This is a genomic window from Streptomyces sp. NPDC056948 (genome assembly GCF_042674225.1).
Lineage (GTDB): Bacteria > Actinomycetota > Actinomycetes > Streptomycetales > Streptomycetaceae > Streptomyces > Streptomyces purpurascens.
This window is the reverse complement of sequence record NZ_JBHUQX010000018.1, coordinates 39,558-42,770: the sequence shown is the minus strand read 5'-3', so window position 1 is coordinate 42,770 and position 3,213 is coordinate 39,558. Positions and strand designations below refer to the sequence as shown.

Below are 3,213 nucleotides of genomic sequence, written 5' to 3'. Positions count from 1 at the left end.
CGGCGGGGCCGAGGGCGGTGAGCAGCGGGCGCATGTGGTCGGCGACCGCGGCGCGCAACTCGGCCCGCAGGGCCTCCTCGCCCGCGACGGTCACCGCGCCGGGCAGCGCGGCGACGGGATCGCCGGGCAGACAGGCGACGCGCGGCTCGGGCGTGATCGTGTACGCCCCGGCCGCGAGGTCCAGGCGCACCGACCGGTGCCGGATGCGCGGCACGCGGCGTTCCAGGTACCAGACGCCGCTCATCAGGAGGGCGATCGACCAGGCGTAGTCGTGCAGGGCGCGTGAGGCGGTGACATGGGGACGGGGGGTGTGGGCGAAGCGGGCGTGGATGCGCGTCGCCTCGGCGTCCAGGAAGGCGTCGCGGGCTGACTGATCCGACGTCAGTCCGTCGGCGGTGATCGCCTGTTGGTCATAGGCCGCCCTGGGGTCCGCGACCTCGACGGTCAGCGCCTCGCAGATGCCGGTCAACCGCCGGTAGGCGGTACCGAGGACGGAGGCGAGGGTCGGCGGTGACTCCAGGACAGTGCGCATCGATCACTCCTACGGGCAGTTGCGACCCGCGATTGGATAGGTAAGGCTAACCTAAGGTACAAGATCGTCGGACGTGCTCCCGACCCACCGATGGAAGACCGCCATGCGCCTGTACCTGCTCGCCCTCAATCCGACGGACTCCGTCACCGAGGGCTTCCTCCCCGCCGCCGCCCGGCTGGGCCTGGACGTCACCGTCCTCACCGACCAGCCCGAAGCCCACCGGAGAACCTGCCAGGACGTCGAGGTCCTGGAGTGTGACGTGCGGGACTTCCGGGCCGTCGTGTCGCGGATCTCGGCCCATGACAGCCCTGGTGCCGTCTTCACCAACAGCGACCATCTCCAGACCCAGGCCGCCCTGGCCGCCGCCTACTTCGGCCTGCCCGGCAAGGACTGGCGGGTCACCCTGCGCTGCAAGGACAAGGCGGAGATGCGCCGCCGGCTGGCCGCCGCGGGAGCGGACACCGTCTGGTCGGCCGAACTCACCGCACCGGCCCCGCCGACCGCGCCCTACCCGTGTGTCCTCAAGCCCCGTGAGGGCGTGGCCAGCGAGGACGTCGTGCTCGTCGACGGCCCCGAGGACCTGGCGATCCGCGCCGAGGAGATCCTGGAGCGCCGGCCGGGCACCACCCTGGTCGTCGAGGAGTACCTCCCCGGCGAGCTGTGCACGCTGGAGACCCTGGGCGACGGCCGGGTCCGGCACGTCCTGGGCGGCTTCCGCACCGAGTTGTCGCCGCCGCCGCACTTCGTCGAGCAGCGCCTCACGTTCACCCCCGCCCACCCCGAGCCGGTCGTCGCGCAGGTGCTCGCCCAACTGGACGCGCTCGGCGTCGGGTTCGGCGCCTGTCACACCGAGTTCGTGGTGCACGAGGGGCGGGCACGGATCATCGAGGTCAACTACCGGGCCATCGGCGACCAGTGCGACCTGCTGCTGGAACGGCTCCTCGGCATCCCCCTGTTCGAGCTCATCCTCCGTACCCACCTGGGCGAACCGCTCCCGGCCGATCCGGGAGCTCGCTGCGACCGCGCCGCCCTTCTGGAGTACCCGTGCGCCGACCGGGCCGGGACCCTGACCGATGCCCCGGCGGCCACCGAGCTCACCGCCGACGGAGTGTGTCTGACGTATCGTCCGCTGCGGGCGGTGGGCGAGCGGCACAAGCTGTACCGCACCAACCGCGACTACCTCGGCGTCCTGCGGGCCACCGGTACCGACCAGGACACCGTGGACCGCGTGGCCGCCGAATTCCTGGCCACCCTCCGCTGGGAGATCCAGGCGTGACCGTACTGCCACCCCCGCCGGACACCTGCGCGTCCGAGCTGCTCACCCGGGTGCTGAGCGCTCTGCTGCGCGAGGACGTCGTCGGACTGCGCACCCGCAGCGCCCTCGTCCACCGGCCGGACGGACCCTGGCTGCGACGTGCCGCCGGCCGTGACGCCCTGCTGCTGCCGGTCGCCGAGGACGGCTTCCAGTGCCGGTACGCCGCCCGGCTGCCGCTGCTCCTGCGCGCGTCGGACGGCGCCGAGCTGACGTCGCACGAAGAGGTGCTGGACGCGCTGCGTGCGCTCGCCGAGCCAGAGGACCGGGCCGGCTTCGACGCCTTCGACGAGGAGTGCCGGCAGACATTGGCCACGTTACGGCTGCACGCGGACACCCGCGACGCCGTCGCCGGGCGGTTGACCGGCCGCCACGGTGCCGATCCGGCGCGCTGGACCGGCCTCGGCGGTGCGCCGGCGTTCGACACGCTCGCCGCCCGTCTGGATCATCCGGTGTACCCGACCGCGCGTGGCCGGGCCGGGCTGGACGAGGAGCAACTACGGTCGTACGCGCCCGAGTTCCACCCCCAGTTCTCCCTGCGCTGGCTCGCCGTGCCCCGGGACGCGGTCCTGCTGACCGGCACGCTTCCCGGGCTGTGGCCCACGCCCGCGCGGCTCGGTCTGGCCGAGCTGGAGCGCACGCACCTCGCCCTGCCGGTCCACCCGCTGACCCTCGGCCCTCCGCTCGACGCGGCCTTACGGGCCACCGGCCTGCGCGGGCGGGCGGTACTGGCCGAACCGGGATGCCTCGAGGTCGTACCGACCCTGTCCATGCGGACGGTGGCGACGGCGGCGGACCCGGCGCTGCACCTCAAACTGCCCCTCGCCACCTCCTCGTTGGGGCTGCGCAACAAGCGGTCCGTCAAGCCCGGCACACTCGTCGACGGGGCCGTAGGGCAGCGGCTCATCCAAGAGATCGTCGCTCGCGAGCCGCGGTTCCGGGACACCATCCTGCACGCCGACGAGACGACGTACGCCCACGCGGGGCATGAACTCCTGGCCGTGCTGTGCCGCCGCTACCCGGCCGGTCTCGGGGACTCGGTCGTGGTGCCGATGGCGGCGCTCCTCGCCGAGGCGCCGGACGGACGGCTGGTCGTCGACCATCTCGCCGACCGCTTCCACGGCGGCGACCCGCTCGCCCTGCTCGACGCCTGTCTGACGCTGCTCTTCGACTGGCAGACCACGCTGTTCGGGTACGGCGTGGCGCTGGAGTCGCACCAGCAGAACATCTCCCTGGTGCTCCGGCCGGGGCGCCGCCCGCCGGCGTTTAATGACAAAGAAGGAACACCCCGCCGCACAACCCCGCAGCACCCCCCGCAACCCCGGCCGGGGGGCGTAAGCAAACCCCCGCAAAGAGCCAACCAGGGCAG

The 3,213-nt window shown here is 72.9% G+C and carries 2 protein-coding genes and 1 pseudogene; 2 read left to right on the top strand and 1 reads right to left on the bottom strand.

Annotated elements, in window-relative coordinates:
• Positions 1 to 532: pseudogene (locus ACFTZL_RS04290) on the bottom strand (iron-sulfur protein); the annotation flags it as partial.
• A 103-nt stretch (positions 533 to 635) separates the two neighbouring features.
• On the opposite strand from ACFTZL_RS04290, the gene ACFTZL_RS04285 reads away from it, so the two are divergent.
• Together ACFTZL_RS04285 and ACFTZL_RS04280 are read left to right on the top strand one after the other, a co-directional pair.
• Complete coding sequence (locus tag ACFTZL_RS04285; RefSeq protein WP_382578066.1) at positions 636 to 1,808, top strand: acetyl-CoA carboxylase biotin carboxylase subunit family protein; 1,173 nt, start codon at positions 636 to 638, stop codon at positions 1,806 to 1,808.
• Positions 1,805 to 3,213 (top strand): IucA/IucC family protein (locus ACFTZL_RS04280; protein WP_382578063.1); only part of this gene is annotated, 1,409 nt, incomplete at its 3' end. The genes ACFTZL_RS04285 and ACFTZL_RS04280, both read left to right, overlap by 4 nt.